The organism is Ruegeria sp. CDSA236 (genome assembly GCF_059611285.1).
The window spans coordinates 144,771-171,251 of sequence record NZ_JBXWPG010000009.1 but is presented as its reverse complement, the minus strand read 5'-3'; the positions used below and the strand labels follow the sequence as shown (position 1 = coordinate 171,251).

Genomic DNA, 26,481 nt, shown 5'->3' with positions numbered 1-26,481 from the left:
CCCTCACCCGCAGGCGTCGGGTTGATCGCCGTCACCAGAATCAGCTTGCCGTCCTCACGGCCCTGAACCGAATTGATGAAGTCCTGGCTCACCTTTGCCTTGTCATGGCCATAGGGCAGAAGATCAGCAGATTCGATGCCGATCTTCGCACCAATCTCCTGAATCGGCTTCTTCTTCGCCTCACGCGCAATTTCGATGTCAGATTTATAGCTCATTGGGTTTCGGTCTCCCTGCATAAAATAGGCCAATAGTGTTCCAACCAGAACGGCAAGGAGCCGAACCAGATTCGCATATATTTTTCTTTAAAGTAAATATTTATTCCCTAGGGTCAATATGCGAGTTTAACACTCCCTGAAAGTGCTACTCGATTCATCATTAGGAAACAGAGGCTGGCCACAGCGATCAGGCGTATCTTTTCCGACCCGCGCTGAGACCAAGCAACCAATCTTCAACGATGCGCTGCTCTGGGAAAGCTTTGTGAAGAGGCCTTTTTAACAGGTAGTATCCGGACTGTGTTCGCACTGATGCGCCCTGAACCGGTCTGACCAAAGTGCCGCTTTCAAGCAATGGGTCAACAAGATGGGCCCAACCCAATGCAATTCCCAGTCCATCGACAGCTGCTTGCACTGACAACGGATAGGTATTGAACTCCACTGCCTGTTCCATCGAGGACGTCGATACGCCATTGCCACTGAACCAAGTGCGCCATGTCATCCACTCTGCATGGCCACTGGCCACTTCAATAAGGTCCAGTTCCGGCAGCGCAGATATATCTGCCGCCTTGGGGTTGCTCTTGAGATACTCTGGGCTGCAGACCGGAAATACGGTTTCTCCGAACAAAAGCTGTGCCTCGTATCCCGGCCAATCGCCATCTCCACGCAGGATCGTCAAGTCCATCGAATCCGACAGGCACTCTGCGTCGCTGTCAGAAGAGACCAGCGAAATACGGATGCGGCCATTTGATTTGTTGAACTTGCGAAGTTGCGGCATCAGCCAAAGAGAAGCGACAGAGTTGGTGGCGGAGATCGATACCGTGTTGGCCTGATGTTTGGCCAGCATATCCCGGCTGACATCCCGCATCAGGTCCAGCGACTTCTCCACGGTTGCCAGCAGGATGGCCCCTTGTTGGGTAAGCGAAACAGATCGGTGCCCTCGCACAAACAACGGCACATCATAGTGTTGCTCTAGCAACCGCACTTTGCGGCTGATCGCCGTTTCAGAGATGTTCAGAACCTTACTGGCCTGCGCAAAGCTCTGCGCCTTTGCGGCAGCTTCAAACGCCAACAAATAGTCGAGCGGTGGAAGGACTTTCCCTGTGACTGAAGTTTTCTTTGGCATTTCAGAGCGGATTCCCGAACTGGACGTTATAGCGATCGAAAAACATTTGGCCTCATCTGCTGGCAATCGATCAGGCAACTAATTGTTAAGATAGCAAAAAGTCGGGTTAGCCTCAAGAATTTATAGCCAAAGACCCTCAAATTTCTGTTCTGCGTCTGGGGCGATTCTGCGCAGAATGCACAAATTCGGGGCCGGAAGAGTCCACAACCTAAAAAATGAACATCACTCAGGGAGCAAACATGAAACTTACAAACCTCCTTTCTGCTGCAACTTTGGCAGCAGTAGCGGGAACAGGGGCGACTGCAGAAGACAGCAGCGACCCGATCGTGATCCCAATTCACAATTGGTCCAGCCAGATCGTGATGTCGAACGTTGTCGGCCTGATCTTTGAAGAGATGGGCAACAACGTCGAATACGTCACCACCGACAGCCAGGCGGTCTATGAATCGGTGCGTCTGGGCGATGTGGCGTTGGAGATGGAAGTCTGGGAAGGCGCGTTTGGCGCGTCCTACAGGGCGGCATTGGAAAAAGGTGGCCTGCATGACGCAGGTGATCATGACGCCGTTACACGTGAGGATTGGTGGTATCCCATGTGGACCAAGGAATCCTGCCCGGGCCTGCCAGATTGGAATGCATTGAACGACTGCGCGCACCTGTTCGCGACAGCCGAAACCGGCGACAAGGGACGGTATCTGGATGGTCCAGTTGACTGGTTGAAGCATGGTAAAGAACGCGCCGAAGCACTTGATCTGAACTTTACCGTGATCAATGCGGGTTCAGCCGCAGCCCTTTGGGCCGAGATTGGCGCGGCTGAGGCCGACAAAACGCCGGTACTGGTTTTTAACTGGACGCCAAACTTTGCCGAAGCCGTCTGGCCTGGTGAGTTCGTTGAGTTCCCAGCATGGGAAGACGGATGCGACAAAGACCCGGCCAAGGGTCCTAATCCGAATGCGTTGTATGATTGCGGCAACCCCGCCAAAGGCTACCTGAAAAAGGCAGCCTGGGATGGTATGAAAGACAAATGGCCGGCCGCGTATTGCGCCCTGACAGAGATTTCTTTCACCAATCCGCAGATTGCTGAGATGGCGAAGCTGGTCGACACAGATGAGCTTGAACCGGAAGAAGCCGCCGAAGAATGGCTGGACGCCAACCGCGCTGTCATCGATCCTTGGATCAGTTCCTGCAGCTCATAATCCGGCTACATCCACCGAAACTGGCGCGGCCTTGACCATCTGATCGATGCAAGGCCGCGCTCAACAAGAAAGTTAGGCAGCCATGTCCGCCACAGCGCCTGTCATCTCAGCCAAAAATGTATGGAAACTGTTTGGGCCCTCGCCAGAGAGCTACCTGAAGTCCATGCCCGCTGGCCGCGGTTTTGATGAAATCCGTGCAGATGGTTATATCGCCGGTGTCAAGGATGTCTCGATTGAGGTTGGCCGCGGCGAAATGCTGGTCATCATGGGTTTGTCAGGGTCAGGCAAGTCGACGCTGGTACGTTGCTTTTCGCGCCTGCACGACATTACAGGTGGAACGATTGAGGTTGACGGTCAGGACATCATGAGCCTGAGCGAGCGCGATCTGATTGAATTGCGCCGAAACAAGATGGGCATGGTGTTTCAGTCTTTCGGACTGCTGCCACATCGCACGGTTTTGGACAACGTGGCCTTTCCGTTGGAAATGCGCGGACAAGATCGTCATGATCGGCGCGAACGCGCGCTGGAAGTCATCAAGTTGGTGGGCCTTGAAGGTCGGGAAGAATACTTCCCACGGGAATTGAGCGGCGGCCAACAGCAAAGAGTGGGAATCGCCCGGTCGCTCGCCATTGAACCCGATATCTGGTTTCTGGACGAGCCATTCTCGGCGCTTGATCCACTGATCCGCCGCGAAATGCAGGATGAATTCCTGCGATTGCAAGAGATGCTGGGCAAAACCATCGTTTTCATCACGCATGATTTTGACGAAGCGCTACGTCTGGCAGACCGGATTGCAATCATGCGCAACGGCGCGGTCGAACAATGTGACACCCCCGACAAGATTGTGATGAACCCTGCCACCGAGTACGTGGCCAAGTTTACCGAAGATGTCGACAAGGCCCGGGTCGTACATGCCAAAGGCCTGGCAAAACCTGTGAACGGTCATGCCTTGGAGGGCGCACCAATCAATGGTGGATCAACCATTCACGAACTGGCGCGGGTTCTTGTCAACGACAACCGCATTCTTTTGCCGGTGGCGGATGACAAAGGCGTTGTCACCGGTGTTTTGGAACGTGACGCCGCATTGAATGTTCTGCTTGGAGCTGAATGATGGCGGCGCTGTCCACCGAAGTACCGGACACTTCAGACGGGACGTGGGGAAAAACCAGAGTCCTGACTACACTGCTGGCCGCCGCCTTCGTGCTGATCGTTGCCAAAGCTGTCGGAGTTCTGCCCGAATGGCTAAACCGCATCCCCGAAGCCGCGATTCCGCCGACGGCGCAGGTTCTGGATGCAGTCTTCTACTTTATCCAAAATGATCTTGGCCTGATCTATGTCACACGATTTATCGCCGAAGGTCCGCTTGAGTTCCTGCTGGATACGTCAGCGAACCTTCTGGAAGGCAAGCGCCGTTGGCCCAATCTAGGCCCGATCCCATGGTCCGCAATCGCCGCAGTGGCAGCCGTCGTCGGCTACGCCGTAGGTGGTTGGCGTCTGGCCGCATTAGGCGCGGGAACCTTCATCTGGACGGCCGCGATCGGGCAGTGGAAGATCGCCATGCAGACGATGTCTGTCATCGTGGTTGCCGCACCGCTGGCGTTTCTTTTGGGCTTGATACTGGGCATCGCCGCCTGGAAATACCGCTGGTTCGAGCGGATGCTGAAACCCATGCTGTCCGTGCTGCAAACCCTGCCCTTCTTTACGTATCTCTTGCCAGCAGTGATCTTTTTTAAGGTCGGACCGACAGCTGGGGCCGTCGCAACAATTACTTTTGCCATCCCGCCGATGATCCTGATGACCACTCTGGGCTTGAAAAAAGTCAGCCCCGAAGTGATCGAAGCAGGCCAGATGTCTGGATGTACCAAATGGCAGATGTTGCGCCACGTCTACGTTCCAGCCGCGCGGACCGAGGTTCTGGTCGGCGTCAATCAGGTGATCATGTTGTGTCTTGCGATGGTTGTTCTGACCGCCTTTATCGGAATGCCCGGTCTTGGCGCGAAACTGCTGGCGATGATGGGTAGTTTCAAGCTGGGCCGTTCTTTCGAGATTGGCGTAACCATCGTCCTTCTGGCTGTCACGTTGGATCGGATGTCAAAGGCCTGGGTCGTCAAACAGCCAGTGCACTTCGAACGCGGCACCCCATGGTGGAAGCGCCACCAGATTTCGCTGGTCGCACTGGGTCTGTTTGTTGGGTTCACTCTGCTGTCTCAGGTCTTCCCGATCCTGGCCGAAATTGGCCGCAAGCAGCATCTAAGCCAGGGCAAGGAAATCGACGTGGTTATCAAGTCGTTCCTGGCCATCGACATGATCAAAGGGACAACCGAATGGTTGCGCTGGTTTCTGAACGTCAAGGTTCTGATTCCATTCCGGAATACGCTACTCGCCATTCCAACTCCCGCGTTCATCCTTCTGGTTGTTTCCTTTGCTTATTGGGTTGGTGGCCGAAAGCCCGGCATCTACGCAGCAGTCTTCTTTACGATTGTCGCGTTCTCGGGCTGGTGGGATCGGTCGGTTATTACTTTGTATACCGTGATCTCGGCCGTTGCGCTGGCAACCATGATCGGTATCCCCCTGGGCGTTGTCGCTGCGCGGTCCGCGCGTTGGTCCAAGAGCATTTTGCTGGCTTGCGACACTGCGCAAACCTTCCCCAGCTTCATTTACTTGATCCCTGCGATCATGTTGTTCGGGGTCAATGATGTCGCGGTTGTGTTCTCGATTCTGATCTTCGCCGCCGTCCCGCTGATCCGGTACACTATTATTGGCCTCAGCAACGTGCCGCCGGAAATGACCGAGGCAGCAGATATGTCCGGCTCGACCCGCCGGCAAAAACTTATGTCGGTACAGTTCCCTCTGGCGCTGCCAACTATGGCGGTCGGGTTTAATCAAGCCATCATGTTCGCCTTCTTCATGGTCATTATCGCGGCCTTCATTGGAACGCAGGATCTGGGGCAGGAACTTCAACGAACTCTGGCAGGTACCGAACTGGGCAAGAACTTTGTGCTCGGCATGAATGTCTCGCTGATGGCGCTTACCTTCGACATGGCGATCAGCAGCTGGGCTGATCAGCGCAAAAAGCGGTTGGGGCTCGACTAAGATGGCACAACAACAGAGCGCACGCACCGTTATCCGCTTCGATGACCCCGGATTTGTCCGGATGCGGATGGACGGCCTGCCCGATGCGCAGGTCTGGTGGAAGAATATCAGTTTCGATGAAGAAACCGGACAAGGCAGCTATCTGATGAAGATGGCGCCAGGCACACGTTCGAACCCTCATGTCCATTACGGGCCGGAAGAGTTCTTTGTGCTTGAGGGCGATCTGACCGACCACGACGGGTTTCGATATCGCAGCGGCGATTTTGTCAGCCTTGCTGCCGGGTTCAGCCACTATTCGCGAACCGAGGCGGGATGCCTCTTGGTGGTCACCCATCGCGGTGCAACCGAAGCCATTCAGGAAAACACACTATGAATGTGAAGCCGGCCTTCGAAGTTCCATTCGAACGCAGCGGGGTTCTGGTCCCCGGCCTTCCGATCCTGCCGCATGGAACGGAACGCCACCCGATCCCCGGAATGGGGTCGCGCGCGGTACCGGTGTCCAAGGGCGATACCATCACGCTGCTGGACCGCGATGGGATGCAACCGGCTGAGATGGTCTTCTTTTCTCCTGACCGAAGCTCCGATGCAGCCATGCTGGGCACTCAGGGGCATGGACGGCCCGAAGGTTTGATCACAACCCTCGCAAATGGATCAGCATCTGGCAAAAAAGTTCTGCGTGCATTGGAAATCGCGGGCTTCGACATCGGAAAAGGTGACGCAATCCGGGCATTCGCTGGCGGTTCACGCCCGGGCGACATGGTGCATTTCGTGGCAGAAAGCGATGGTCTTTTGATTGTCGCTGCACCAGGCAAGGCTATGCGCCCCGAGGACAACAACCCTCCTACGGATATCATCTTGTACATCCAGCGCTCAGCGCCCGGATTGGAAAAGCCTGATGTCGGACCGCCCGATCCGCTGGCCGATCCGCTTAAGGATTTCAATATTCAGCCGGGAAATGCGCACTCATATGAAGTGAAGGCCGGTGAATTCATCCAGATCGTCGATATACGTGGCCGAGAGTGTTCCGATTTTCAGGCATTCAGCCGCCGCGCACTGGATCAGGGGATCGAGCGTGAAATCGACCCGACAACAACACGCAGCCTGATGGGCAGCTTGTATCCTCAACCCGGGATTTTCTCAAAGTACTGGTCAGTAGATCAAGAGCCTCTGATCGAAATCGTTCAAGATACCTGTGGGCGCCATGACACGTTCGGTCTGGCCTGTACGGCGCGATATTACGAAGACCTTGGCTATCCCGGCCATGTGAATTGTTCGGACAATATCAACAAGGATCTGGACCAATATGGCATCAAGCCGCGCGGTGGCTGGCCAGCGATCAACTTCTTTTTCAACACGATGCTGGATGACACCAACGCCATTGGCATGGACGATCCGTGGTCGCGACCCGGTGACTTCGTCCTGCTGCGCGCCCTGACCGATCTGGTTTGCGTCAGCACGGGCTGTCCCTGCGATATCGACCCGGCAAATGGCTGGAATCCAACAGACATTCAAGTGCGAACCTATAAGGCGACCGAGGAATTCAAGCGGTCCTATGGCTATAGAAAATCTGCGGAGGCGGATGTGGAAGAAACTAAGAAAACAGCATTTCACGACTGCTTTGCACGGCACACCCGTGATTTCGTCGAATACAATGGCTATTGGCTGCCCAACACGATGACCAATCATGGCGCGATTGCCGAATATTGGGCTTGCCGGGACAAGGTTGCTGTCATGGACCTCAGCCCGCTGCGCAAATACGAAGTCGTGGGACCTGACGCCGAAGAACTGATGCAGCTTTGCGTGACCCGCAACATGAAAAAACTGAGCGTTGGTCAGGTCGTTTATACCGCCATGTGCTATGAGCACGGCGGTATGATCGACGATGGCACCGTCTACCGGTTGGGTGAGACGAACTTCCGCTGGATCGGTGGGAATGACACCAGCGGGTTGTGGCTGCAGGAACAGGCGCTCAAACGCAATATGAATGTCTGGGTGCGCAACTCTACGGACCAGTTGCACAACATTGCAGTTCAGGGGCGGCATAGCCGCGACATACTTTCCAAGATATTCTGGACACCGCCTCAGCAACCAACGATCGACGAACTGCCGTGGTTCCGGCTTTCGGTCGCGCGGGTTGGTGATGTGCGGGGGACTTCTGTTGTAATTTCTCGGACCGGCTATTCCGGAGAGCTTGGGTATGAAATCTTCTGCCATCCCAAGGATGCCGTCGAAATCTTTGATCGTGTCTGGGAGGTGGGCCAAGAGTATGGCATTGCGCCTCTGGGCCTGACCGCATTGGACATGTTGCGGATCGAGGGCGGTCTGATCTTTGCCGGGTCAGAATTCGACGATCAGACCGATCCGTTCGAGGCCGGCATCGGCTTTACTGTGCCGCTGAAATCAAAGACCGACGACTTCATCGGGCGGGCGGCGATAGAGGAGCGCAAGGCCCACCCACACCACAAACTGGTTGGATTTGAGATCGAAGGGGGTACTGTCCCCTCGCCCGGTGACTGCGTGCGCGTTGGGAAAGCGCAGGTCGGAGAGATTACCAGCGCGATGAAATCACCCATCCTCGGCAAGGTCATCGCTTTGGGTCGGGTTTCGGTTACCCATGCCATCGTTGGAGCGGACATCGAAATCGGGCAGCTGGACGGCCAACAAAAGCGGTTGAAAGCCAAGATCGTGCCATTCCCGCATTTCGATCCAACAAAGGAACGTGTGAAGGGAATGTACGCAGAAGCGACGGTTCCGAACGCTGCAGAATAGCCACGGTGGTGTGACATTAACTTCTACCCGACCAAGGAATGCTGATGCTCGGACCTCATGCAACTCGAGTGGTGGCTTTCCAGGTCAAATGCCTCTGGGCAGTGATATCGGATTGTTAAGACTGAGCGGTCGGCCACGAACCACTGCAAGCCTTATTGCTTGGGTACCAATCAAAATAGTCTTTTGCTTCAGTGAGCTTTCGAACGCGTGGCTTTGCGCGCTTCCCGATTGTGCCACTGAGATTTTGAAACAACAAATTGGATCCGCTGAAATGCCCTGCGGCATCGCCAACAAAGCGTTTCTACCGGATAGCGTAACATGTAGGGGCTAATTCCACTTGTCCCGTCACTGAATTCATCCGCAAAAATAATGACGTCCATGCCGCATTCGCGAGCAAGCTTGGTGAGAATGCTAACCCACCGCCAAACGGTCCTGCATCCTGTCCGAGGCCATCGCGGACAGAGCGACCATTGTTGCGGCTGTTCCCAGAACCATTGCCAAACCACCGATCTGGTAAGTGAGGCCAGACAGCACTGTGCCCAGCAATCGGCCGGCCGCGTTGGCCATGTAATAGAAACCGACATCCATCGTGACCCGCTCGGCCTGAGAAAAGGACAGGATCAGATAGGAGTGCAGCGAGGAGTTCACGGCAAAGATCACTCCAAAGATCAGCAAGCCGATCACCAGCGTAATGGTCAGCCAAGTGGCGGGCCCCGAGGATAAGGCCACAGCGACGGTCAGGGCGGCAGGCACGCAGAACAGGGCTACGGCCCAATCGCGCGCGGCGCGGATCAATTGGGGCTCGGACCGGTCAGAGGCGCGCAGGATCTTCGGGGCGCTGGCCTGAACTGCGCCGTATAGGATGATCCAGGCCGCCATGAATGTCCCGATCATGAAAAAGGCCGCTCGGTTCCCGGTTTCGGACCCGTCGGAAAGCACCGCATAGAAATAGATCGGAATCCCGACCACAAACCACACATCGCGCGCGCCAAACAGAAACAGGCGGGACAGGCACAGCCAGTTGATATTGGGGGATTTCGAAAAAACCTCAGAGAATTTTGCGCCTTTACGCCCTTTGGGCAGGCCCGGCGGCATGAATAGAACGACCGCGATCATGATGACGCCCAGCACCATAGCCATGGCCAGCACCGCCCAGTTAAAGCCAAACGTGGCCAGCAGACCTGCACCCAGCAAAAAGCCCAGCCCTTTGACCGCGTTCTTGGACCCGGTCAGCAGGGCAACCCAGCGAAACAGGCCGCCATCCTCGGTCGGAGCCAGCAATTTCACAGCGGATTTCGATGACATCTTGGCCAGATCCTTGGCCACGCCGCTGGCACCCTGAACGATCATGACAAAGGCCACTTTGGCAGGAATTGCCCAATTAGGGTCTAGTTGAGTCAGCAGCAGCAGCGCCCCCACCTGCAGGCCAAGCCCCGCATACAGTGTCGAGGTCAATCCAAACCGAGCCGCAATCCAGCCCGCCGCCAGATTGGTGCCGATACCGGCAATTTCATACAGAACAAACAGATAGGCCAGCTGGACCGGCGAGAAGCCCATCGTATGAAAATGCAGCAGCACCAGCATACGAAGCGCGCCGTCGGTCAGCATGAATGCCCAATAGGCTGCCGTGACCGCGATATAGGCCGACAAACCTTCGGGCCGCTGGGTCACAGCGCGGCTCCGACCATGAGCGCGACGTCGACCAGACGGTGCGCGTATCCCATCTCATTGTCATACCAGGCGTAGATCTTTACCTGGGTGCCGTTCACCACCATCGTCGACGGGGCGTCGATGATCGAAGAACGCTGATCATTGGTATAGTCGGTCGACACCAGAGGGCGAGTTTCATAGCCCAGAATACCCTTCAAATCTCCATCGGCGGCTTCTTTGAAAAACGCGTTGACCTCTTCGACGGTTGTTTCCCGCTCCACTTCGAACACGCAATCGGTCAGCGAGGCATTCAGCAGCGGCACCCGGACCGCGTGGCCGTTCAACCGGCCTGTCAGCTCGGGGTAGATCAAGGTGATTGCCGTGGCCGAGCCGGTGGTGGTTGGGATCAGCGAATTCAGGGCCGAGCGCGCGCGGCGCAGGTCTTTGGCGGGTCGGTCCACGATGGTCTGCGTATTCGTCACATCATGGATCGTGGTCATCGACCCGTGCCGAATGCCCAGATTTTCGTGGATCACCTTGACCACCGGCGCCAGGCAGTTGGTGGTGCAGGACGCAGCCGTCACGATGTGATGCGCGCTCGGATCATATGTGCCTTCGTTCACGCCCATCACGATATTGGCGGTCGGGCCATCCTTGACCGGTGCCGAGACGACAACCTTCCTGACGCCTGCATCAAAATATGGCGCCAGCTTGGTCTCGGTTTTGAAGGCGCCGGTGCAGTCAATCACCACGTCGACCCCGTCCAGTGGCAGCGCGTTCAGGTCGCGGGTACCGACAAACGGCAAGCGCATACCCTCTATGGTGACGCTGTCTTTGTCATAGTCAAAATCTGCTTCCCAGCGGCCATGAACCGTGTCGAATTCCAGCAAATGCGCGTGCATTTCTGGATCACCGATCCCGTCATTGATCCAGGCAATCTTTGCGCCTTTCTCCAATAGTGGTTTCAGGGCCAGCTTGCCCATCCGGCCAAGGCCATTCACGGCGTAGGTTGTCATGTCATGTCCTCGTCAGATGTTCTGGCAATATCGTCGACAGCAGATTGCAACGCGATCCGGTCGAGGCTTTCGACCGGCAGCGAGGTAAAGGCCTCGATCCTGCGCCTGAGCGAACCATAGGCGTTCTGGAAGGCCAGGCTTTTTTCAGCCTTCGTGCCTGTCGCCATGACCGGGTCGACCACGCCCCAGTGACCGCTGATCGGCTGGCCATCCCATGCCGGGCATTCCTCATTCGCGGCCTGATTGCAGACGGTAAAGACAAAATCCATCTCGGGCACGTCAGAGGCGGCAAATTCTGACATATGTTTCGAGCGCAGAGCCGAAACATCATGCCCTTTGTCCTTAAGGACCTGCACCGCTATAGGGTTGAGCCCGGATGAAGGCTGCGTTCCCGCAGAATATGCGTTGAAACGCTCACCCGCCAGCGCGCGAAGGATAGATTCAGCAAATATCGAACGGGCGGAATTGCCAACGCACAGGAAAAGAACGTTATATTTTCGGTCCGCTGATCTGTCGCTTTCCCAGCCTGACGGGATACAGATTTCGGGGCGTCCGCGGCAGCAGTCGTTCAGTAAGTAATCCAGCATCTGCTGCACATTCTGCATCTCGATCGAGTAGAGCAAAGAGGTACCAGACCGATTCTGCCGGACCAGCCCCGCCTGTCGCAACGCGTTCAGATAGTTCGATAATGTGTTGGGCTTGATCCCCAGCCCCAAGGCAAGCTCTCCGGCCGGGACAGCGTCAGGAAAGCGTCGCATCAACATGCGAAACACTGAAAGCCGTTGCGGGTGACCCAAAGTCGCCAGTTGTTCTGTTGCTATAATATCCATATTTCATGAAATATGGAAATATATAACTACAGTCAACCCGGTTCCGATTTCCAGTGCGCGCCGGACTCTCAATGAACGGTGATAACAAAATGCGGAAACAGGTGCTTCTGAGGTCATGAAACCCGGGGTTTCACCGCTTGCAAGCACCCGCACGAGGGTTTAAACGAGCCTCGCTTGCCTCAATAGCTCAGCTGGTAGAGCAGGTCCTTCGTAAGGACAAGGTCGGGGGTTCGAGTCCCTCTTGAGGCACCATTTAATTTCAGAGGTCAGCAGAAATCGCAACCACTTGAACGTAAAGTGATTTCCGCACTTCGAAGGGCTTTGTCCCGTCAACTTGCCGTTTGGTTTCTCACACCCGCTATTGGACGAAGGTGACATCGAAGAAGCCATCGCCGATCAGCTACAATCGCCACGGATCTCCTCGGCAGATCATCGCACATGCGGTGTGGCTATACGTTCGCTTCAATCTGATCCTGCGTAACGCCTTGGTGTTATGTAAAAAGTGGTGAGCCGTGCAGGATTCGAACCTGCGACCCACTGATTAAAAGTCAGAAATACTCTTCTCTTAATCTTGAATCTGTCTTCGTCCACAATTGTCTACTGGCGTCCCTAAAACCTTATATTTCAAAATGGTTTCTGGCCGGTTGTATGTTGTCCCCCAGAGAGAAAGCATCTATCTTTGTCCGTAGTTGTCCGCCAAAATCCGACGAATTTTGTCCCCCAAGTGTCCCCCAGAGGCTAAAGCGTGAAGAAAGAGCTTACGAATGCTTTCCTGATGAAGCTTAAGCCCCCGGCCCAAGGGCGGGTCGAGGTTTCCGACACTAAGCGCATCGGATTGCGGTTGCGGGTGTATCCCGCTCGCGCGGTATGGATGTATGAAAAGAGGGTCAAAGGCGGTGCGAAGCGCAAGCACACATTTGGCACTTACTGCACATGGTCCGGCACCGGAAAGCGTGAAGATGGAGTGCTTGGGCTGGGGGAAGCACGGGCTCTGGCGCTAGAGATAGAAGCCGAAGCTGCGCGGGGCTTTGACCGCGTCCTTGAAGCCCAGCAAACCCGCAAGGATCATGAGCGCGCCGCCGCGACCGCCCAAACCCTTCAAGACGTTCTGGACGTATACGACGAATTGCACCTAGCCACGCTGAAAAGGCAGGGAGAGCGGAAACGCCAGCTTGAGGATGCATTGCGCAAGCACCTAACCCGGCCAATTGGTGACCTGACCCGAGCCAGCCTGCAAAAGCCGATTGATGATAAGGCGAAGGAAGGCAAGATGTTTATGGCCAACCGGATCAGAGCGGCTTTGAAACACTTCACGCGCTGGGCGTGGCGTCGAGAGTATCTGAGTGAGGATGTGGGCGACCGGCTGGAACGCGCCACCAAGGAGCAAATCAGGGATCGTGTACTTAGCCTGGATGAGATTCGGGCAATCTGGAAACAAACCTATGAACTCGGGAACCTGTGGGGGCCGCCGGTCCGCGTTCTACTGCTGACCGTCCAACGCCGCACCTCAATCAACAACCTGCGCAAAAGCGAACTGGAACTTTCAAAGTCCCGATTCAAAAAAGCCATTTCTCAGGAGAAGAACAACCGAGGACACATCACCCACCTATCGGCCCCGGCAATGGATGAGATTGAACAGGTTCTAGCCCGCCGCGAGCAAGCTCAGGCAGAAGCTAAGAAGAGTAAAAGATCCGGAAAGACCCCTGCTACATCCGCTACATCAGATTTCCTGTTCACCACCACGGGCCGCACCCCGATATCCGGGTGGAGCAAGATGAAAGCCCGGCTTGATAAGTTGCTTGGCGATGATTTCGAGCCATGGCGCCTACATGATTTCAGGACGGCGTTTGCAACCCACATGGCTGAACGCGGAATATCTGAATCTGTGGTGGATCGGGTATTGAACCACGCCGCTACAGCTTCAAAAGCCAGCGCTGTGGCCCGTGTCTACAATCAGGCTGAACTGTTATCTGAGCGCGCGGTCGCATTGAACAAGTGGGCAGAACTGGTGACTCAGGAGAGCGCGGATGTAGTTTCAGTTGGAGTTGGCCTGTGATTGACACCGACTTAGAGGAATTGATTCAAGACTCTGAAATTCTTTTCAAAAGGTTGATTGAAATGGATAACTCTATCGATGGCAACCGGGAGGTGAAGGCAAGGTTGGTACGCGATTGGTGGTTAGTCTCCGCAAAGATATTGCGCGCCATAAACAACAGAGGCGCAAAAAACGAAAAAATTAACCCATTTCCGACAGCTCTAATCGCAAGGCTTGCAAAAATAGCCGAGGGTCTTGCCGGCGGAAGCATTCACCCGGTTGTCACGGACGCCAAGAAAAAAGGCGCGCTTTCCTTGGGTGAGCGTCAGTGTATTGCGGTTGCGATCCGCTACAAGAGTGCGGCGCAGGCCGGTGTTATTAATGACAAGCGGCACACTCGGACGGTCTGCGAAGCATTTGGCGTCCAGCCCCAAACTGTTCAAAAGTGGATGCGAGAAAAAGACAAAAGACTTCGTGGGGTCCCCGACCCGAGGCTGATACCCGGACAGCTAAGGGAAGAACTCAGGCGCGCAGGTGAAGCTTACCGGAAGTGGGGATTCTACGGAACCGACAAGGATGGAGTGTAGCAGGGGCCAACGGAAAGCGCCGGTAATGTTGGTCCTCTCAAAGCAAATTTAGAGGCTTAGCTTCCTCCGTATCGACTCGGATACGGAGAAACGAGCATGGATATTATTGGAAAACATGAAGTCCGCCCACGCGCAACGGATGTGTCAGGGGCGGTTACTTACACCGGAATGTCCCGGAGTACCCTCTATGAGGAAATGAAAGCCGGGCGCCTCAAATATGTAAAAATCGGCAACTCCACTCGTATCGAATATGGCGAGTTAGACCGCTGGTTTGATGCCAAGTCGAAAGAGGCCGCCGCATAAACGAAACCCGCACCCCAATCAGGGCGCGGGCGGTATACGATTGCGGCTAGTGGATTAGTTGTGAATGTAACCGTTTATCGCCCTTGGTGCAACGACCAAGGTGAATAAACATGAATACCGAGCAGAACCCGGAGTCCGAACTCCCTCCTTCAAACGCACTTCGCGTTTATCGCTGGGCAGACCTTCCCAACCTGACTGCCTCTGCCCTCTATCGGGTTACTGATCCTGGTCAGGAACCGCGCGAAATCTACGCGTCCAAGCACAAGCGCCAAGTCCTTGAAGGGCTGAGGCGGTCGCCATTGTACGCTGCCAGCTACTGCCGCCTGTCGGACAAGGTACTGCCGCTGCGACGCGATGACGGCGTGAATATTGAGTGCAAGCTGTACAATAACGACCCTGAAACCGGGCGCGAACGCTTCGGCATCTACTTCTTGGTTTCGAAGGTTGAACTGATCGACAATCGCGAGGTGGCGGCATGAGAACCCGCGACCTCCAGATCCACGTCATTCGCCGCAAGCATGGTCTCTCAGAGGCTGCAGCTCGCATTGTCGCAACCTTGTACTATGGGGAGGGCCGCTAATGGCCCTCATCACACAGATCCCCAAGAACAGCCGTGAGGAATACCGTGTCAGCCGCGATGAGTTCCGGGGGCACGACCTCATCAACATCCGCGTCTACTTCGTCTCAGAAGACGGTGAGATGCGTCCTGGCAAACAGGGTGTGTCATTCCGGGCTGAGTTGCTGCCTGACTTCGTTGACGCGCTCAGCAAGGCGGAGGCTGCATAGATGGGGCGTGACAAGAAGAACGAAAAACGGGGCGAGCACTTCGCCAAGATGATCCGGCACACAATGGAGGAGCCCGCTTGGCGGGCCCTCTCAGCTACAGCACAGGCGCTGTACCCATGGCTCAAGCTTCAGTGGCGTGGCTCTCAGAATAACAACAACGGCAAGATTCAATTTAGCGTCAGACAGGCTGCAGAAGTACTGGGAGTGGCGCTGAACACAGCAGCGCGCGGTTTCCATGACCTTCAGGCCAAGGGCTTCCTGGTGGTTACGAAACCGGCCCAGCTTGGATTAGGGGGCGAGGCCCGCTCGCCCTTGTATGAACTGACGGAAATCGAACTGCCGCACAGCGACCGCAGGGGCGGGAGAATGCTCTATCGGCAATGGGCACCCGGCAATGATTTCCGAGTGGATAAAGCAGCAGCACACAACCCGACGGGCAAAGGCGGAAAAACAAAACCCTGTCTCAATTTTGAAGACGGGGACGTCTTAGATTTTGAGACGTGTCGTGAAAGGACGTCTCAAAAATGAAGACAGCACGTCGCAATTTTGAAGACGTAAACCGCCATTTTCGGCGCCCGCACGTCTCAGTTTTTAAGACATCTTTAATCTACCAGGGGGTCTCGGGGAAATAGACACCTTCTGCACCGACGATCAATCAAGCGAGGTATGAGCGATGACGGATGACTCCGAACGTAAAAACGTGGGCAATACGTACACAGACGAAAGCGGTAAATTTGCACAGGGCAACCCTGGCAAACCACGCGGCACCCGGCACAGGGTTACGCGGGCTGTTGAAGAATTGCTTGAGGGGCAATCCGAGGCCATCACCCAAAAAGCGGTGGAATTGGCCCTAGAGGGCGACAGCACGGCACTGCGCCTGTGTCTAGAACGAATAGCACCAACAAGGAAGGACGCTCCCATTAACTTCGACCTCCCGCCTATCGGATCTGCGCAAGAAGCATCAGAAGCGGCCCAGGCGGTTCTGCGGGCTGTATCTGAAGGAGAAGTAACCCCGTTGGAAGGAGCAACTGTCATGGGGCTGGTGGAACAATACAGGCGGGTACTTGAGATCACAGAGCTAGAGCGCAGGATAACAGCATTGGAGGCAGAAAAATGAGCTTGAAAAATCGCATGAAGAGACTCGAGCAACTAAATGGCTGTGTGAAACCCAAAGTCACCATTTTCAATACTCTGTTTGAAGACAAAGAAGGGAACGTGAATAAGGAAGCGGGGGTTGTTTACGCTCTTGTTGATTGGGGACAGGGTCGCTGTGCAACGGTTAGCCGCACTGAATCTGAGACCATTTTCGCGTTTGAATTGCGGCTTGACCGTATAAGCCGACTCAGTTGGGAAGAGGCGAAAAAACAGAATGTAGTGCAAAAGTGGGGTGACCAATTAGCAACCAACTTTAGCTATTAGCCCACGACGTCGAAAATCTAGAATGGCCATTGGAATAAGGTGTCTTTTTCCAGTTTTCTCAGAGTTTTAACGGAACACAACACCACACTGTGTACCCTTTGGTCGAGAGACTGGCGTTACCCACAAGTAGTAAGCCGAGCCGTTCGACAAAGTGGAAGAGACGTCGCGGACCTGGACCGAGGTCTTGGGAATCTTTCTAGGCGCAGTCTCTGTTACTTTGTTGATTTGGCTTCTGTTAGGGCGGACTTTCGATATCTTCCAGGGTTGGCCCGGTCGGATCGCAATATTCATACTGGGTGTTGGAGCGATTTACCTCTAGTTCCGCTTGAGGCCCTGTTGCTCAGTCCCCAAGCATCACAGTCTTCCAGGTCTGGATCACCCGGGCCGGTCGCCTGATTGCCACGCGGCCAAGATCCTCAGCCGTTGGCGACCAGACCTTGACGTCGAGATATTCGCGCCCGTGCTTGTTGCAGGGAAAAGGGGCGTGATTCAGCGGCCAATCCGGCCCCAATATCTCAACCAGATCCGAAGCCAGGTAGTTCATGCGCTTGTGGCAGAGGTTACAGCGCAGCGTGATTAACTGATGAGCGCGGGCCGCGTCGACCATCTTTCGAGACGGCTTTCCCGGGTGTTCTCGTATCGGCGGATTCGCGGCGGGCATGATGAGAACATTTAGAGAACATTCCCAACTTATCCAATTCGATTTTTGCCGCTCCTATTTGTTAATACTCAAATCTCGCAAGGTACAGAAACTGATCTTTGAAAACGATCAATATGATCAGGCACAGAACAGCTAATCCAAGAGACCGGAACAACTTGTTTACTTCCCGTCTTTCGTCGGGCTTTGCGTAGTCGTACCCCGTTAAGTACTGGATAAAGGTCCTCAAGCCGGGCTCCTTATTGTGAAGTCTCCCAACACTTCCCCGAGAAAAGCGGAGAAACTGTTCCAATAGACGAAATAACCACATCAACCCATCGCCCAGGTTTTTCTTTGGACCTTTGGATCATATGAAACGCGACGCTGTGCACGTTTTGCACTTCGCGAAGAGCAAGCCAAACACCGAATTCACTTATCTTGATAACGTCATAGGCGCTGTCACTATCGCTTCGAGTTGCGATCATTTTCTGACTGTCTATTGAGATTTCAACCGGGCTCTGCTCATTCCAGCTGCATAAAAACGTGAGGGAGTCTGCATGAGCTGTCTGTGATTGCCCAAACACAAAGGTCGCGGCGAGAAAGATAAGTGCTCTGCGTCTCATTACCGTCGCTCCTTTTTGTGAACTACAGGCTGTACTGCAACTATCGACTGAAAGTCCAAGCCGCGAAAAGTAGCAAAAACAAAACCACAAACAGGGTAAACTTAACAACCAAGGGTCGGTCTTCATCGGGGATGTAAACTCCCCCTCCGCACATTGGGCAGCGTTTAGTATTGATAGCCCTAGCGTTGGGATGTGCTGTCCAACCACAATCCACGCACTTTCCCCTGTAGCGACCCATTTGCTCGCCCTCCTATTTGTCGTCTACAGTTTTCCCAAGTATTCATGCCATATTGCGGACCCAGGTTTTCAGAGGCTTTCACTCTATGACGAAGTAACAGCCCTCAGGAGATGTCCAGACCACTCTCTTCGCAACTTCGTTTAAGTAAAAACTATCAGATGCCTTTCGGAAACGCTGTCTCATATTTCAAAAAAATCGCATCTGGCTGGGCGGATAGTTGCCTTTTCGGTTTCTTTAGGAGGCCCAAGAATCTCTAGAACCTCAGCCCTCGTCATGCCAGCAGAAACAGGCTTTTCAGGATTCGATGTGGGCGCGGATGACGAGGCACTGCTTGTAGATTCTATTTGGGCCTGAGAACTTTCACCGCGGCATCCTGCCATCGCAATCAACGCGGGTAGAAGCAAAGGCACAATAATTGCTCTAGTATCAGCCAACTCGTTGCTCCCTATTGTGGACTTCTCGATCTAGCCAACCCCGCCCCCTCTACGAACTCTCGATTTCTGCCTGCAGACTTTCGTACTGATCAATCTGATCTGCCGTTTCCTGATCTTGATGGTCCTCATCAACCCGTTTTTCGAAGTGGTCGTCCCGCACACCAATCGTGGCCGCGAAAAAACTAGAGGCTGCAAGTGTGGGAACCACCCAGACCATTTTATCGCTCAAATAAGCTGCGGTGTACGACGGAACCAACACGACCAAAGCCTTCAATAAAGCCGATTTGAAATGAGTAACGTGCAATGAAAATTTCTCCTATTTGTGGACTCTCAAAAAATTGCTGCGAAACTCAAACCATACGGGCGGATCTTTTCAACGCAGTTCATCTCGTAGTACAAATACCCCCACACAACACCTGCTATTAGGCCAGTACAAACAGCTGCGAATGCGAGACGCCTTTTTCCGTATTTCGCCAAGGCTAGAGACCCGAGTAAGCCAGCGAATGCTATCGTCCAGCCTTGCCAATCAAAGAACGTGGATTGAAAGCACTCTTCATACGTCATTCGGCCTTGGCTCCTATTTGTTGACATTGCTCCAAAGCCTATCGAAACGCATCTCCGCTTCTTCGTCACTAATGGCCCAAATCCATCGAGACAAAAGGATAGCTGCCAAGAACGCTCCAATAGCAGAAAAAACAGCGGCACTCAGGGCATCACCCGTGTTTACCGACCAACCTGCGTATCCCAAGTTGGCCGCAACCACTACCCACAGCCTGAAACCCTTCCAGTTACCCATGCCTTCTCCTTATCGTGATCTACAATACCCTGCCCGCTTGAGCCGTGACCTGGCCGCGCGCGTCTCTAAGTGCCTGTACCGCCCGCCCGAATAGCGGGCGCAATCCAGAGCATGACCAGCAGCAATGACTGCCGCGCCTATGTCCTGTCCGTCAGCATAGCAGACACCCACCCAGCGGTCGTGAGTACGTTCGCCGTTCAGGTCGCAGGAGATGGACTTGCCGCGCAGATAGTTCACCATCCACCGTTTCGCGTTCTGGCCAGATCGAGTGCCGAGTTCAGGTGCATCGACGCCGTTCAGCCGGACGGGTGTTCCGTCAACAACGATAGTGTCAGCGTCCCGAACGTGTAGGGTGCCAGCATGCGCAAGCGGGGCGATAAATATCGCAGCTATGAAAAGGTACTTCATCGGATAAGAACTTCTTCTTGGCTATAAATTCTTCCGCCAATCTATCGGCTACACACCAAGGAGCAACCCGTTTGCGCTGAACGAATACTCCTGTTCTTTACCGATGATGACGTGGTCATGAATCATAACCCCAAGTGTGTCACAGGCCGCCTGTACCCTCTCGGTCATTTCTATATCTGACCTGCTAGGTGTAGGATCTCCGGACGGATGGTTGTGAACAAGGATGAGAGAACTTGCGTTCAGTTCAAGTGCGCGCTTCGCAATCTCACGCGGATAGACGGGCACATGGTCTACAGTTCCTTCGGCCTGTTCTTCATCCGCAATCAAAACGTTCTTACGGTTCAGGTACAGAACTCGGAATTGCTCAACTTCGCGGTGCGCCATTGCCGTGCGACAATACGTGACCAACGATTCCCAGGATGAAACGACATCCCGCTGCAGAACTTTCGCTTGCGCCATCCTTTGCCCAAAGGCCTCAACAAGGCGCAGGTGATAGTAAACCCATTCGGTTGCACCATCGACTTGCAGAATACGGTGCCTCGAAGCTGCAATCACCCCATTCAAATCTCCGAACTCAGCCAGCAAACGCTTTGCCAATGGCTTGACGTCGATCCTGTGAATTGCGTTGAACAGCAGAAGTTCCAGCAGTTCGTATTCGGGCATTGGTGCATGCCCACCCTTGAGAAACCGAGTCCTCAAACGCTCACGATGCCCCCAATAGTGCGGTCTTTTCAACCCGTCATCGCCCTTTACAAGACCGCCCCCTGCTGCGTTCGTTGGCGAGAGGCGGTTGCGGTAAGCATAACAGGGTGCGTGCGCCGTTTCAGTGATTGCTTCAGGTGGCGGCGTTCGTGCTTCCAGATCCTCAAGCCCCTGCCTCGCCTCCTCTGAAAAACCATTCTGCCCGTCGTATTTGACCAACTTGCCAAACCTCGTTTTGTCCCGGCCGATGACTTCCATCAACTGTCCCAATATCTGGTTTTTCATCACCGTACCTTCCTGCACACAACAACAATGACGGCGGGTTGGTTAACGGATGGTAAACAGCCCTAGAGTTGCTTTGGCTGTTCATCTGTCGACTTGAAGCTAACCTGAACCAATTGTGTAGCTATGTTCCTATCTTGTTCTTGTTTTTATGGGGTATTATGATACCGTATACTTGAATAGGTAATGAGGGCTGGAAATGCAGGTGGCGCAGGAAGAAAAGAAGGATTCACAACCAAAGGCGGTACGCATATCGCTGGCGCGTGAATTCGGACAAGACAAGTTTGAAGAATTGGCCGGTAATGCCGCAGAGATGATCCGTAGCGGATTGGTTCAGTATTGGAGGCTGAACGGCACTTTCGGCATTTTCTCCCTGAGCCACATTCAAAACGTGTGGAATCTGGAGACGCACTTTTTGGGCGACACCAGCGAATGCCCTGACGAGGAACTTAAAGCTATCGTCAACGCGTTCTGGGACGAAGAAAGCCCCGAGTACATCACTGCGGTAAGCCCCACGGACTGGCCTAACATCTGGCTACATCAGCAAGCGGGCTTTCATCAAACCGGGGTGCTGCCCCTTTCGCACGGTCCCGCAATCACATGGGGGTATCGCAAATGTCACTGAAAGAAACACGGATTTGCCGCGCAAAGCTGCGAGGCGGTACACGCTGCATGTCGGAGCCAGTGCAGGGCAAGACACGCTGCCGCCTGCATGGCGGCGCGTCCACTGGGGCTAAGACTACGGAAGGCCGAAGAAAGCAATCAGAAGCGGCAAAGGCCCGCTGGGCGGAAATCAACAAAGCAATGGCCATGATGAAAGCCAGGGATCAAAAATCAAATGAGGTAAGGCCATGATGAGGCTACCAACTAAAAAGCAGACGGGGTTCGTCTTTGGTGGCGATACTGGAGTATCGTATGATGACTTGCAGCGTAAGCGACAGGTTGTAGACGCCTTGATGGCAAACTCAAACCGGATGCCACAAAATCTTGGTGAAGGTCTTCACGCTATCGGGAATGCCTTGATGGTGCGCGGATTGAACAAGCAAATCAAACGCAGCGAAACGCAGGGCCAGGAAAAGGCGTACAGCCTTATAGCCGCCGCCCTGTCAGGTGGTAAGCCCGCTACGTCTAATACGGGCTTCGGTGTATTCGATTCATCCAACCCAAGCCCAGGTGTTTCTTTTACTCAGCCGCGCTCAGAGGCGCAGGCAATCGGTGACGATGCCATGGCGGCACTCGGCAAGCCCAACGCCATGTCCCTTCCCGGCTTGTTCGAGAGCTTGGAGCAAGAGCACAGCTTGCCAGCGGGATATTTGGAACGAACCGCCCAAATTGAAAGCGGCATGAACCCCAATGCGCAGAATCCAAATTCCAGCGCCGGTGGAATTTTCCAGTTCATTGACAGCACAGCGCAGCAGTACGGGTTGACAGACAAGACCGATCCGCAGGCGGCCGCACGAGCCGCGGCGCGACTGGCAGCAGACAACGCGGCGCATCTGCGCAATGCACTGGGCCGAGAGCCCACATCTGGGGAATTGTACCTTGCCCACCAACAGGGTGCGGGCGGTGCGGCCAAACTTCTATCAAACCCCAAAGCAAGAGCCGCAAGCATTGTGGGGAATGACGCTGTATCCTTGAATGCTGGTGAAGCGGGCATGAGCGCGGGCGACTTCGCAAATCAGTGGGTAAGCAAGTTTGGTGGCGGTTCTCCACAACCTTCACAACCTCCGCAGTCTGATTACAGCGCGCTTTATGAGGCGCTTTCCAGCCCGTGGGTCAACCAAGGTCAACGTGCAATGCTCATGGCGGAACTAAAAGACCGCAGGGCGGCAGACGCCCGTGCCTATGACCGCTGGGAGCAAGCCAATGACCCAATGCGGGAAATGCAGATAAAGCGCGCGCAGCTTGAACTTGAGAGGTTGCAGAACCCGCAGCCCGGCTACTCCCTCCTGACCGATGAGCAAGAAATCCAGATGGGCCTTGATCCAACGGGTAACTATCAGATTGGGCTGAACGGCAAGGTTTCCCAGATTGGCGGCAGCGGAACGAATGTCAGTGTTTCGACCGAAGCCGCGATCCCGAAAGGCTACCGTGCAATTAGGGATGAGCAAGGCAGATTATTGTCCTATGAGCCGGTTCCGGGTGGGCCTGAGGACACTAGCGCTGCAGACGCCAAAGCGGCTGAAGCCAAAACCACATCGGCCAACATCGTCATGGATGAAATCGGCATTGCTAAAGAACTGATTGCGGGACAATCAGCCTTGTCCCCAGCAACAGGGCTGACTGGCAGTATTGCGTCTACCATTGACAGCACCCGTGCCGGCGCACTGAAAAACAGGCTGACAACCGTCAAAGCCAACATCGGCTTTGATAAACTTCAAAGCATGCGCGACGCCTCACCCACTGGCGGGGCGCTTGGTCAGGTGTCCGAGTTCGAAAACCGTTTGCTACAGTCAGTTTTCGGCAGCTTGGAACAGGCACAGAATCAGGAAGATATCCTCTATAACCTCGATCGACTGGAACAACTCTATTCCCGCGTCATTCACGAGGGCATTCCGGAAGAAGAGGCGCGCGAGATGTACCGCCAAATAGAGGTTGGCGGATTGGCGCCAAGCGGATCTGGTACCCAGGTTGGTGTCGCCGAGTATTCCAAGATGGGTCTTAACGACCTCATCAACCTTGACTTAGACACCCTCACGCCTGCGCAGCAAGAGGCCTTGTCGCGTCGCTTTCAGGAGTTGGGATATTGAGTAACGATCCGATTTCAGACCTCAGACTGCGCCAATTGAAAGCGCGGCAAGCAGCGGCAAAGGCCGCACAGGACACTCCACATGGCGACGGCTCGACAGTTGCCCCCTATGACCCGTCTTTCTTCGAACGGGCAATGACAGGCCTGCGCCAGAGCGGCATTGTACCGCGCGCCAACATCCGCGACTTCGAAAGTATCGGGGCCGGTGTTCGCAGCGCGGTTGATACCGCAATGTTCGGGTTCGGTGACGAAGCCCGCGCACTATCCGAAACGCTTGGTCCGGTTGCATATGGAATGCCCCCCGGCTTGTTTCCACACGAGACAGACAGTTTCGGTGAAAACCTTGGCGAAGAACAGGCGCGCTCAAAAGCTACGCGGGCTAACAACCCAACGGCCTCGACAGTTGGTGATGTGGCCGGGCTGGCAACTGGTGTCGCGGGAATTGGCAAAGCTGGGCTGAGTCTCGCGGCTAAGGCTTCGACACCGGGTAAAGTGGTCGCTGGGTCTGCGGGCGATGGCTTGCTGTATGGTGGCCTAGCAGGCGCTGGTCACACAGACGGTGACTTGGCGCATCGTGGCATAGGAGCTTTAGAAAGTGGCGGTATCGGCGCGGCTACTGGTGGTGCTGCAGCGGGCGTCTTTTCTGCCGCCCCTGCCGTCCGTGGGTATGTCGCCCGCAGAGCCGGTAAACCTGCTTCTCAGGCGCAAGCACGTATCGCACGGGCCCTGACACCTGATACGTCGGCTAAGCTGGATGACCTTGGCTCCGAAGGTATGCTGATGGACGCCATGGGCGAACGTGGGCGCGCCCTGGCGCGTTCTGCGGCCAATTCCAGCCCAGAGGCCCGTGAGTTGCTGGAAAGCGCGTCCAAGGCCCGGATGGCGGGCCAGAGCGATCGGATGACAGATAAGCTGCTTAGAGCATCGCGCATGGATCAACCGCAAACGGCGGACGATTTAATTCAGGGCATTCGTGCACGTGCTAAGCCTGACATAGACCGTGCATATGCTGAGGCGCGTTCTCTGGGTCATGACATCGACATAACGGCGTTTGATGATCTGTTGCAGACCGACATGGGTCGCAAGGCGTTCCAGCAAGGAAAACGTCTCGCCGGGGATCGTATGGCCGCCGAGGGTGTTTCCGGTGAACCTTCCGCTCTTGCCGTGCTGGATGAAGCTAAAAAAACACTGGACGCCATGGCTCGGCCTGCACTCGGACAGGGACCGACCAACGAGCAGGCGGTTGCAGGGATGCTGGCAAAGCGGCTTAGGGAGCGCACAGACGCCCTGACACCGGCTTATGGTGGCGCACGGGATATGGCCGCCGAAAGATTTGCCAAGGAGAGCGCGGTGCGCCTTGGTGCAGAAGGCGCGAAACCTCGGATCCCGGCGAACTATGCGGATCGGGCGCGGGCAGCCACAAAGACCAACCCCGAAGAAGTCGCGCAGGGCTATGCTAGCGGCAAGATAGACGCCCTGCAGAACCGCAGGGACACACCCAGCGCGCTAGACACTCTGTTCGGCCCGAGACGGCAGCAGGACGCCATGCAGGCCGCATTGGGGCTGGAAGGAGCCCGAACGGTACGCAGTCAGATTGCGAACGAGCGCACCTTCGCTGATACCCATCGAGCGCTGACAGCGAATTCCACTACAGCGCGCCAGCTCATTGAGCAAAGCCTGTTAGGTGGAATCGGCGGCGGTGCGGGGTTTGCAACCACGGGTGACCTGCAAGGTGCTGGCGCAGGTGCAGCTGCTCTGTTGGCGGCACGACACGGCGGGGCAGCGGCAATCCGAAAGGCCACAGCAGGCCGGGAAGCAAAGGTTGCTCCGGTGATTGCTAAAATGCTGACTGAGGCCGGTGTGCCAGCACAACTGCAAAGCACAATATCCAAAGCCCCCTATAAGGTTCGGGAAACGATTGTTCGCGCCTTGATGATGAATGCTACGGGGCCTCAGTTAAGTCCTGAGTAAAGTATCCAGGCCCCGTATAGCACGGGGCCTACTACTCCAATCATCCCGGCACAGCCCAAAGCACCCCAACCGAGTAAGGAAAATTGTCGGTCGGTGTCATTAGCCAAAGTCCACAGTGACCAGCAGATGAAGGCAAACAGGGAGGCCGACGCAGCAATGACGCAATACAGTTCAAAAATGGATAGGTCGGCAACTGTCATACGCTAAAGATGGCCCCTCGGTGATGGGCTGTAAACCTTGAAGGGGGAGTTAGCTCCAGACTCTCCAACAATATCAATGGCAGTTCCCGGAAAAGGTAAAGCATGACTGACCGTGAAAACACAACAATCTGGATTGAAGAGCTGAACCCTCCTCATGTGCGGCTCAGCTTCACGCACTACCCGTGGCAGAACGCGCACCGTATCGCAAAGCGGGCAAATAAGCTTGCGCGTAACTATTCGCAGGGTTGGCATTGCGTCTATTGCGGGAACCTCATGCCTGAATGGAAACGAGTTGATGCCAAGTATTGCAAGGAAGCGTGTCGAAAGATGGCGGCGCGTAAGCGTAGTGAGGTTAGCGCATATGACTAAACGTTCTTCGAACCCCGAAATCGATCACGCCTCAGATTACGCTGTTCGTAATG

The 26,481-nt window shown here is 54.9% G+C and carries 28 protein-coding genes, 1 tRNA gene and 1 pseudogene; 19 read left to right on the top strand and 11 right to left on the bottom strand.

Translation table 11 applies throughout. The features are described from left to right. Together AC2FLB_RS15265 and AC2FLB_RS15260 are read right to left on the bottom strand one after the other, a co-directional pair. On the bottom strand, nucleotides 1–215 hold a 215-nt coding region (locus AC2FLB_RS15265), incomplete at its 3' end, for a formate--tetrahydrofolate ligase (RefSeq protein WP_496709566.1). Nucleotides 216–402: 187 nt separating this feature from the next. Beyond that, nucleotides 403–1,338, bottom strand: coding sequence for a LysR substrate-binding domain-containing protein (locus AC2FLB_RS15260; protein WP_142640206.1), 936 nt, complete (start codon nucleotides 1,336–1,338; stop codon nucleotides 403–405). 239 nt (nucleotides 1,339–1,577) lie between these two features. Here AC2FLB_RS15260 and AC2FLB_RS15255 point away from each other — a divergent pair, with 239 nt between their 5' ends. The 5 genes from AC2FLB_RS15255 to AC2FLB_RS15235 all read left to right on the top strand — a co-directional run bounded on the left by AC2FLB_RS15255 (nucleotide 1,578) and on the right by AC2FLB_RS15235 (nucleotide 8,393). After that, nucleotides 1,578–2,531 (top strand): ABC transporter substrate-binding protein, encoded by a 954-nt coding sequence (locus tag AC2FLB_RS15255; RefSeq protein ID WP_142640207.1) that lies wholly within the window; start codon nucleotides 1,578–1,580, stop codon nucleotides 2,529–2,531. Between the two features lie 82 nt (nucleotides 2,532–2,613). Beyond that, nucleotides 2,614–3,642 carry a quaternary amine ABC transporter ATP-binding protein gene (locus tag AC2FLB_RS15250; RefSeq protein WP_282027611.1) on the top strand — a complete coding sequence of 343 codons (1,029 nt, stop codon included), beginning with the start codon at nucleotides 2,614–2,616 and terminating at the stop codon, nucleotides 3,640–3,642. Further along, nucleotides 3,642–5,624 (top strand): ABC transporter permease, encoded by a 1,983-nt coding sequence (locus tag AC2FLB_RS15245; RefSeq protein WP_271951749.1) that lies wholly within the window; start codon nucleotides 3,642–3,644, stop codon nucleotides 5,622–5,624. Before AC2FLB_RS15250 ends, AC2FLB_RS15245 begins: the two co-directional genes overlap by 1 nt. Nucleotide 5,625: 1 nt before the next feature. After that, on the top strand, nucleotides 5,626–5,997 hold the full coding sequence (locus AC2FLB_RS15240) for a cupin domain-containing protein (RefSeq protein ID WP_142640214.1): 372 nt from the start codon (nucleotides 5,626–5,628) through the stop codon (nucleotides 5,995–5,997). Continuing rightward, nucleotides 5,994–8,393 (top strand): trimethylamine N-oxide demethylase, encoded by a 2,400-nt coding sequence (locus tag AC2FLB_RS15235; protein ID WP_496709565.1) that lies wholly within the window; start codon nucleotides 5,994–5,996, stop codon nucleotides 8,391–8,393. Before AC2FLB_RS15240 ends, AC2FLB_RS15235 begins: the two co-directional genes overlap by 4 nt. A 411-nt stretch (nucleotides 8,394–8,804) precedes the next feature. Here AC2FLB_RS15235 and arsJ read toward each other — a convergent pair whose 3' ends face one another. The 3 genes from arsJ to AC2FLB_RS15220 are packed head-to-tail and all read right to left on the bottom strand — an operon-like array spanning nucleotide 8,805 to nucleotide 11,889. Beyond that, nucleotides 8,805–10,064, bottom strand: a complete 1,260-nt coding sequence (gene arsJ / locus AC2FLB_RS15230; RefSeq protein ID WP_496699570.1) for an organoarsenical effux MFS transporter ArsJ — start codon at nucleotides 10,062–10,064, stop codon at nucleotides 8,805–8,807. After that, a complete protein-coding gene (locus AC2FLB_RS15225; RefSeq protein WP_271951742.1) occupies nucleotides 10,061–11,059 on the bottom strand; it encodes an ArsJ-associated glyceraldehyde-3-phosphate dehydrogenase in 999 nt (332 codons plus the stop codon). Before AC2FLB_RS15225 ends, arsJ begins: the two co-directional genes overlap by 4 nt. Next, complete coding sequence (locus AC2FLB_RS15220) at nucleotides 11,056–11,889, bottom strand: arsenate reductase/protein-tyrosine-phosphatase family protein (protein WP_281973705.1); 834 nt, start codon at nucleotides 11,887–11,889, stop codon at nucleotides 11,056–11,058. Before AC2FLB_RS15220 ends, AC2FLB_RS15225 begins: the two co-directional genes overlap by 4 nt. 176 nt (nucleotides 11,890–12,065) lie before the next feature. Between AC2FLB_RS15220 and AC2FLB_RS15215 the strand changes: the two genes are divergently transcribed. From AC2FLB_RS15215 to AC2FLB_RS15170, 10 genes and pseudogenes are all read left to right on the top strand, one after another. Beyond that, nucleotides 12,066–12,141 (top strand) — tRNA-Thr (locus tag AC2FLB_RS15215). Nucleotides 12,142–12,284: 143 nt separating this feature from the next. Next, nucleotides 12,285–12,368: pseudogene (locus AC2FLB_RS15210) on the top strand (IS6 family transposase); the annotation flags it as partial. A 266-nt stretch (nucleotides 12,369–12,634) separates the two neighbouring features. Beyond that, nucleotides 12,635–13,945: a tyrosine-type recombinase/integrase gene (locus AC2FLB_RS15205; protein WP_496709564.1), complete on the top strand. Its 1,311-nt coding sequence runs from the start codon at nucleotides 12,635–12,637 to the stop codon at nucleotides 13,943–13,945. Beyond that, nucleotides 13,942–14,511 carry a hypothetical protein gene (locus AC2FLB_RS15200; RefSeq protein ID WP_496709563.1) on the top strand — a complete coding sequence of 190 codons (570 nt, stop codon included), beginning with the start codon at nucleotides 13,942–13,944 and terminating at the stop codon, nucleotides 14,509–14,511. The genes AC2FLB_RS15205 and AC2FLB_RS15200 overlap by 4 nt, the downstream gene beginning before the upstream one ends. Before the next feature lie 96 nt (nucleotides 14,512–14,607). Beyond that, complete coding sequence (locus AC2FLB_RS15195; RefSeq protein ID WP_496702763.1) at nucleotides 14,608–14,814, top strand: helix-turn-helix transcriptional regulator; 207 nt, start codon at nucleotides 14,608–14,610, stop codon at nucleotides 14,812–14,814. A 110-nt stretch (nucleotides 14,815–14,924) separates the two neighbouring features. Next, nucleotides 14,925–15,293 (top strand): hypothetical protein, encoded by a 369-nt coding sequence (locus AC2FLB_RS15190; RefSeq protein ID WP_496709562.1) that lies wholly within the window; start codon nucleotides 14,925–14,927, stop codon nucleotides 15,291–15,293. A gap of 100 nt (nucleotides 15,294–15,393) precedes the next feature. Next, the gene (locus AC2FLB_RS15185; RefSeq protein ID WP_496709561.1) at nucleotides 15,394–15,600 is read left to right on the top strand and encodes a transcriptional coactivator p15/PC4 family protein; all 207 of its coding nucleotides are present in this window, start codon (nucleotides 15,394–15,396) and stop codon (nucleotides 15,598–15,600) included. Then, nucleotides 15,601–16,128: a hypothetical protein gene (locus tag AC2FLB_RS15180; protein WP_496709560.1), complete on the top strand. Its 528-nt coding sequence runs from the start codon at nucleotides 15,601–15,603 to the stop codon at nucleotides 16,126–16,128. 145 nt (nucleotides 16,129–16,273) lie between these two features. Further along, a complete protein-coding gene (locus AC2FLB_RS15175) occupies nucleotides 16,274–16,717 on the top strand; it encodes a DUF5681 domain-containing protein (RefSeq protein WP_496709559.1) in 444 nt (147 codons plus the stop codon). Then, nucleotides 16,714–17,019, top strand: coding sequence for a hypothetical protein (locus AC2FLB_RS15170; protein WP_496702773.1), 306 nt, complete (start codon nucleotides 16,714–16,716; stop codon nucleotides 17,017–17,019). Before AC2FLB_RS15175 ends, AC2FLB_RS15170 begins: the two co-directional genes overlap by 4 nt. A 340-nt stretch (nucleotides 17,020–17,359) precedes the next feature. Here AC2FLB_RS15170 and AC2FLB_RS15165 read toward each other — a convergent pair whose 3' ends face one another. From AC2FLB_RS15165 to radC, 6 genes are all read right to left on the bottom strand, one after another. Next, entirely contained in the window at nucleotides 17,360–17,680 is a 321-nt protein-coding gene (locus tag AC2FLB_RS15165) for a hypothetical protein (protein WP_496709558.1), read from the bottom strand. Nucleotides 17,681–17,916: 236 nt separating this feature from the next. Further along, the gene (locus AC2FLB_RS15160; RefSeq protein ID WP_496709557.1) at nucleotides 17,917–18,279 is read right to left on the bottom strand and encodes a hypothetical protein; all 363 of its coding nucleotides are present in this window, start codon (nucleotides 18,277–18,279) and stop codon (nucleotides 17,917–17,919) included. Nucleotides 18,280–19,000: 721 nt separating this feature from the next. Further along, nucleotides 19,001–19,180, bottom strand: a complete 180-nt coding sequence (locus AC2FLB_RS15155) for a hypothetical protein (RefSeq protein ID WP_496709556.1) — start codon at nucleotides 19,178–19,180, stop codon at nucleotides 19,001–19,003. A 348-nt stretch (nucleotides 19,181–19,528) separates the two neighbouring features. Next, nucleotides 19,529–19,747 carry a hypothetical protein gene (locus AC2FLB_RS15150; RefSeq protein ID WP_496709555.1) on the bottom strand — a complete coding sequence of 73 codons (219 nt, stop codon included), beginning with the start codon at nucleotides 19,745–19,747 and terminating at the stop codon, nucleotides 19,529–19,531. A 9-nt stretch (nucleotides 19,748–19,756) separates the two neighbouring features. Then, nucleotides 19,757–20,155 (bottom strand): thermonuclease family protein, encoded by a 399-nt coding sequence (locus AC2FLB_RS15145; RefSeq protein ID WP_496709554.1) that lies wholly within the window; start codon nucleotides 20,153–20,155, stop codon nucleotides 19,757–19,759. A gap of 48 nt (nucleotides 20,156–20,203) precedes the next feature. Then, nucleotides 20,204–21,142 (bottom strand): RadC family protein, encoded by a 939-nt coding sequence (gene radC, locus AC2FLB_RS15140; RefSeq protein ID WP_496709553.1) that lies wholly within the window; start codon nucleotides 21,140–21,142, stop codon nucleotides 20,204–20,206. Between the two features lie 196 nt (nucleotides 21,143–21,338). On the opposite strand from radC, the gene AC2FLB_RS15135 reads away from it, so the two are divergent. Genes AC2FLB_RS15135 through AC2FLB_RS15120 form a run of 4 tightly spaced genes read left to right on the top strand, consistent with a single transcriptional unit; the run spans nucleotide 21,339 to nucleotide 25,859 of the window. Beyond that, nucleotides 21,339–21,764, top strand: coding sequence for a hypothetical protein (locus AC2FLB_RS15135; RefSeq protein ID WP_496709552.1), 426 nt, complete (start codon nucleotides 21,339–21,341; stop codon nucleotides 21,762–21,764). Continuing rightward, nucleotides 21,740–21,994 (top strand): HGGxSTG domain-containing protein, encoded by a 255-nt coding sequence (locus AC2FLB_RS15130; protein ID WP_496709551.1) that lies wholly within the window; start codon nucleotides 21,740–21,742, stop codon nucleotides 21,992–21,994. The genes AC2FLB_RS15135 and AC2FLB_RS15130 overlap by 25 nt, the downstream gene beginning before the upstream one ends. Then, entirely contained in the window at nucleotides 21,991–23,889 is a 1,899-nt protein-coding gene (locus AC2FLB_RS15125; RefSeq protein ID WP_496709550.1) for a transglycosylase SLT domain-containing protein, read from the top strand. Before AC2FLB_RS15130 ends, AC2FLB_RS15125 begins: the two co-directional genes overlap by 4 nt. After that, complete coding sequence (locus AC2FLB_RS15120; protein ID WP_496709549.1) at nucleotides 23,886–25,859, top strand: hypothetical protein; 1,974 nt, start codon at nucleotides 23,886–23,888, stop codon at nucleotides 25,857–25,859. The genes AC2FLB_RS15125 and AC2FLB_RS15120 overlap by 4 nt, the downstream gene beginning before the upstream one ends. Nucleotides 25,860–26,481 lie beyond the last annotated feature (622 nt).

What these genes read in the sequence shown, in the direction of transcription:
- AC2FLB_RS15260 (WP_142640206.1), bottom strand. Translation starts at nt 1,338, where the DNA reads ATGCCAAAGAAAACTTCAGTCACAGGGAAAGTCCTTCCACCGCTCGAC.
- AC2FLB_RS15255 (WP_142640207.1), top strand. Translation starts at nt 1,578, where the DNA reads ATGAAACTTACAAACCTCCTTTCTGCTGCAACTTTGGCAGCAGTAGCG.
- AC2FLB_RS15250 (WP_282027611.1), top strand. Translation starts at nt 2,614, where the DNA reads ATGTCCGCCACAGCGCCTGTCATCTCAGCCAAAAATGTATGGAAACTG.
- AC2FLB_RS15245 (WP_271951749.1), top strand. Translation starts at nt 3,642, where the DNA reads ATGGCGGCGCTGTCCACCGAAGTACCGGACACTTCAGACGGGACGTGG.
- AC2FLB_RS15240 (WP_142640214.1), top strand. Translation starts at nt 5,626, where the DNA reads ATGGCACAACAACAGAGCGCACGCACCGTTATCCGCTTCGATGACCCC.
- AC2FLB_RS15235 (WP_496709565.1), top strand. Translation starts at nt 5,994, where the DNA reads ATGAATGTGAAGCCGGCCTTCGAAGTTCCATTCGAACGCAGCGGGGTT.
- AC2FLB_RS15225 (WP_271951742.1), bottom strand. Translation starts at nt 11,059, where the DNA reads ATGACAACCTACGCCGTGAATGGCCTTGGCCGGATGGGCAAGCTGGCC.
- AC2FLB_RS15220 (WP_281973705.1), bottom strand. Translation starts at nt 11,889, where the DNA reads ATGGATATTATAGCAACAGAACAACTGGCGACTTTGGGTCACCCGCAA.
- AC2FLB_RS15195 (WP_496702763.1), top strand. Translation starts at nt 14,608, where the DNA reads ATGGATATTATTGGAAAACATGAAGTCCGCCCACGCGCAACGGATGTG.
- AC2FLB_RS15190 (WP_496709562.1), top strand. Translation starts at nt 14,925, where the DNA reads ATGAATACCGAGCAGAACCCGGAGTCCGAACTCCCTCCTTCAAACGCA.
- AC2FLB_RS15185 (WP_496709561.1), top strand. Translation starts at nt 15,394, where the DNA reads ATGGCCCTCATCACACAGATCCCCAAGAACAGCCGTGAGGAATACCGT.
- AC2FLB_RS15180 (WP_496709560.1), top strand. Translation starts at nt 15,601, where the DNA reads ATGGGGCGTGACAAGAAGAACGAAAAACGGGGCGAGCACTTCGCCAAG.
- AC2FLB_RS15175 (WP_496709559.1), top strand. Translation starts at nt 16,274, where the DNA reads ATGACGGATGACTCCGAACGTAAAAACGTGGGCAATACGTACACAGAC.
- AC2FLB_RS15170 (WP_496702773.1), top strand. Translation starts at nt 16,714, where the DNA reads ATGAGCTTGAAAAATCGCATGAAGAGACTCGAGCAACTAAATGGCTGT.
- AC2FLB_RS15165 (WP_496709558.1), bottom strand. Translation starts at nt 17,680, where the DNA reads ATGCCCGCCGCGAATCCGCCGATACGAGAACACCCGGGAAAGCCGTCT.
- AC2FLB_RS15160 (WP_496709557.1), bottom strand. Translation starts at nt 18,279, where the DNA reads ATGAGACGCAGAGCACTTATCTTTCTCGCCGCGACCTTTGTGTTTGGG.
- AC2FLB_RS15150 (WP_496709555.1), bottom strand. Translation starts at nt 19,747, where the DNA reads ATGGGTAACTGGAAGGGTTTCAGGCTGTGGGTAGTGGTTGCGGCCAAC.
- AC2FLB_RS15145 (WP_496709554.1), bottom strand. Translation starts at nt 20,155, where the DNA reads ATGAAGTACCTTTTCATAGCTGCGATATTTATCGCCCCGCTTGCGCAT.
- radC (WP_496709553.1), bottom strand. Translation starts at nt 21,142, where the DNA reads ATGAAAAACCAGATATTGGGACAGTTGATGGAAGTCATCGGCCGGGAC.
- AC2FLB_RS15135 (WP_496709552.1), top strand. Translation starts at nt 21,339, where the DNA reads ATGCAGGTGGCGCAGGAAGAAAAGAAGGATTCACAACCAAAGGCGGTA.
- AC2FLB_RS15130 (WP_496709551.1), top strand. Translation starts at nt 21,740, where the DNA reads ATGGGGGTATCGCAAATGTCACTGAAAGAAACACGGATTTGCCGCGCA.
- AC2FLB_RS15125 (WP_496709550.1), top strand. Translation starts at nt 21,991, where the DNA reads ATGATGAGGCTACCAACTAAAAAGCAGACGGGGTTCGTCTTTGGTGGC.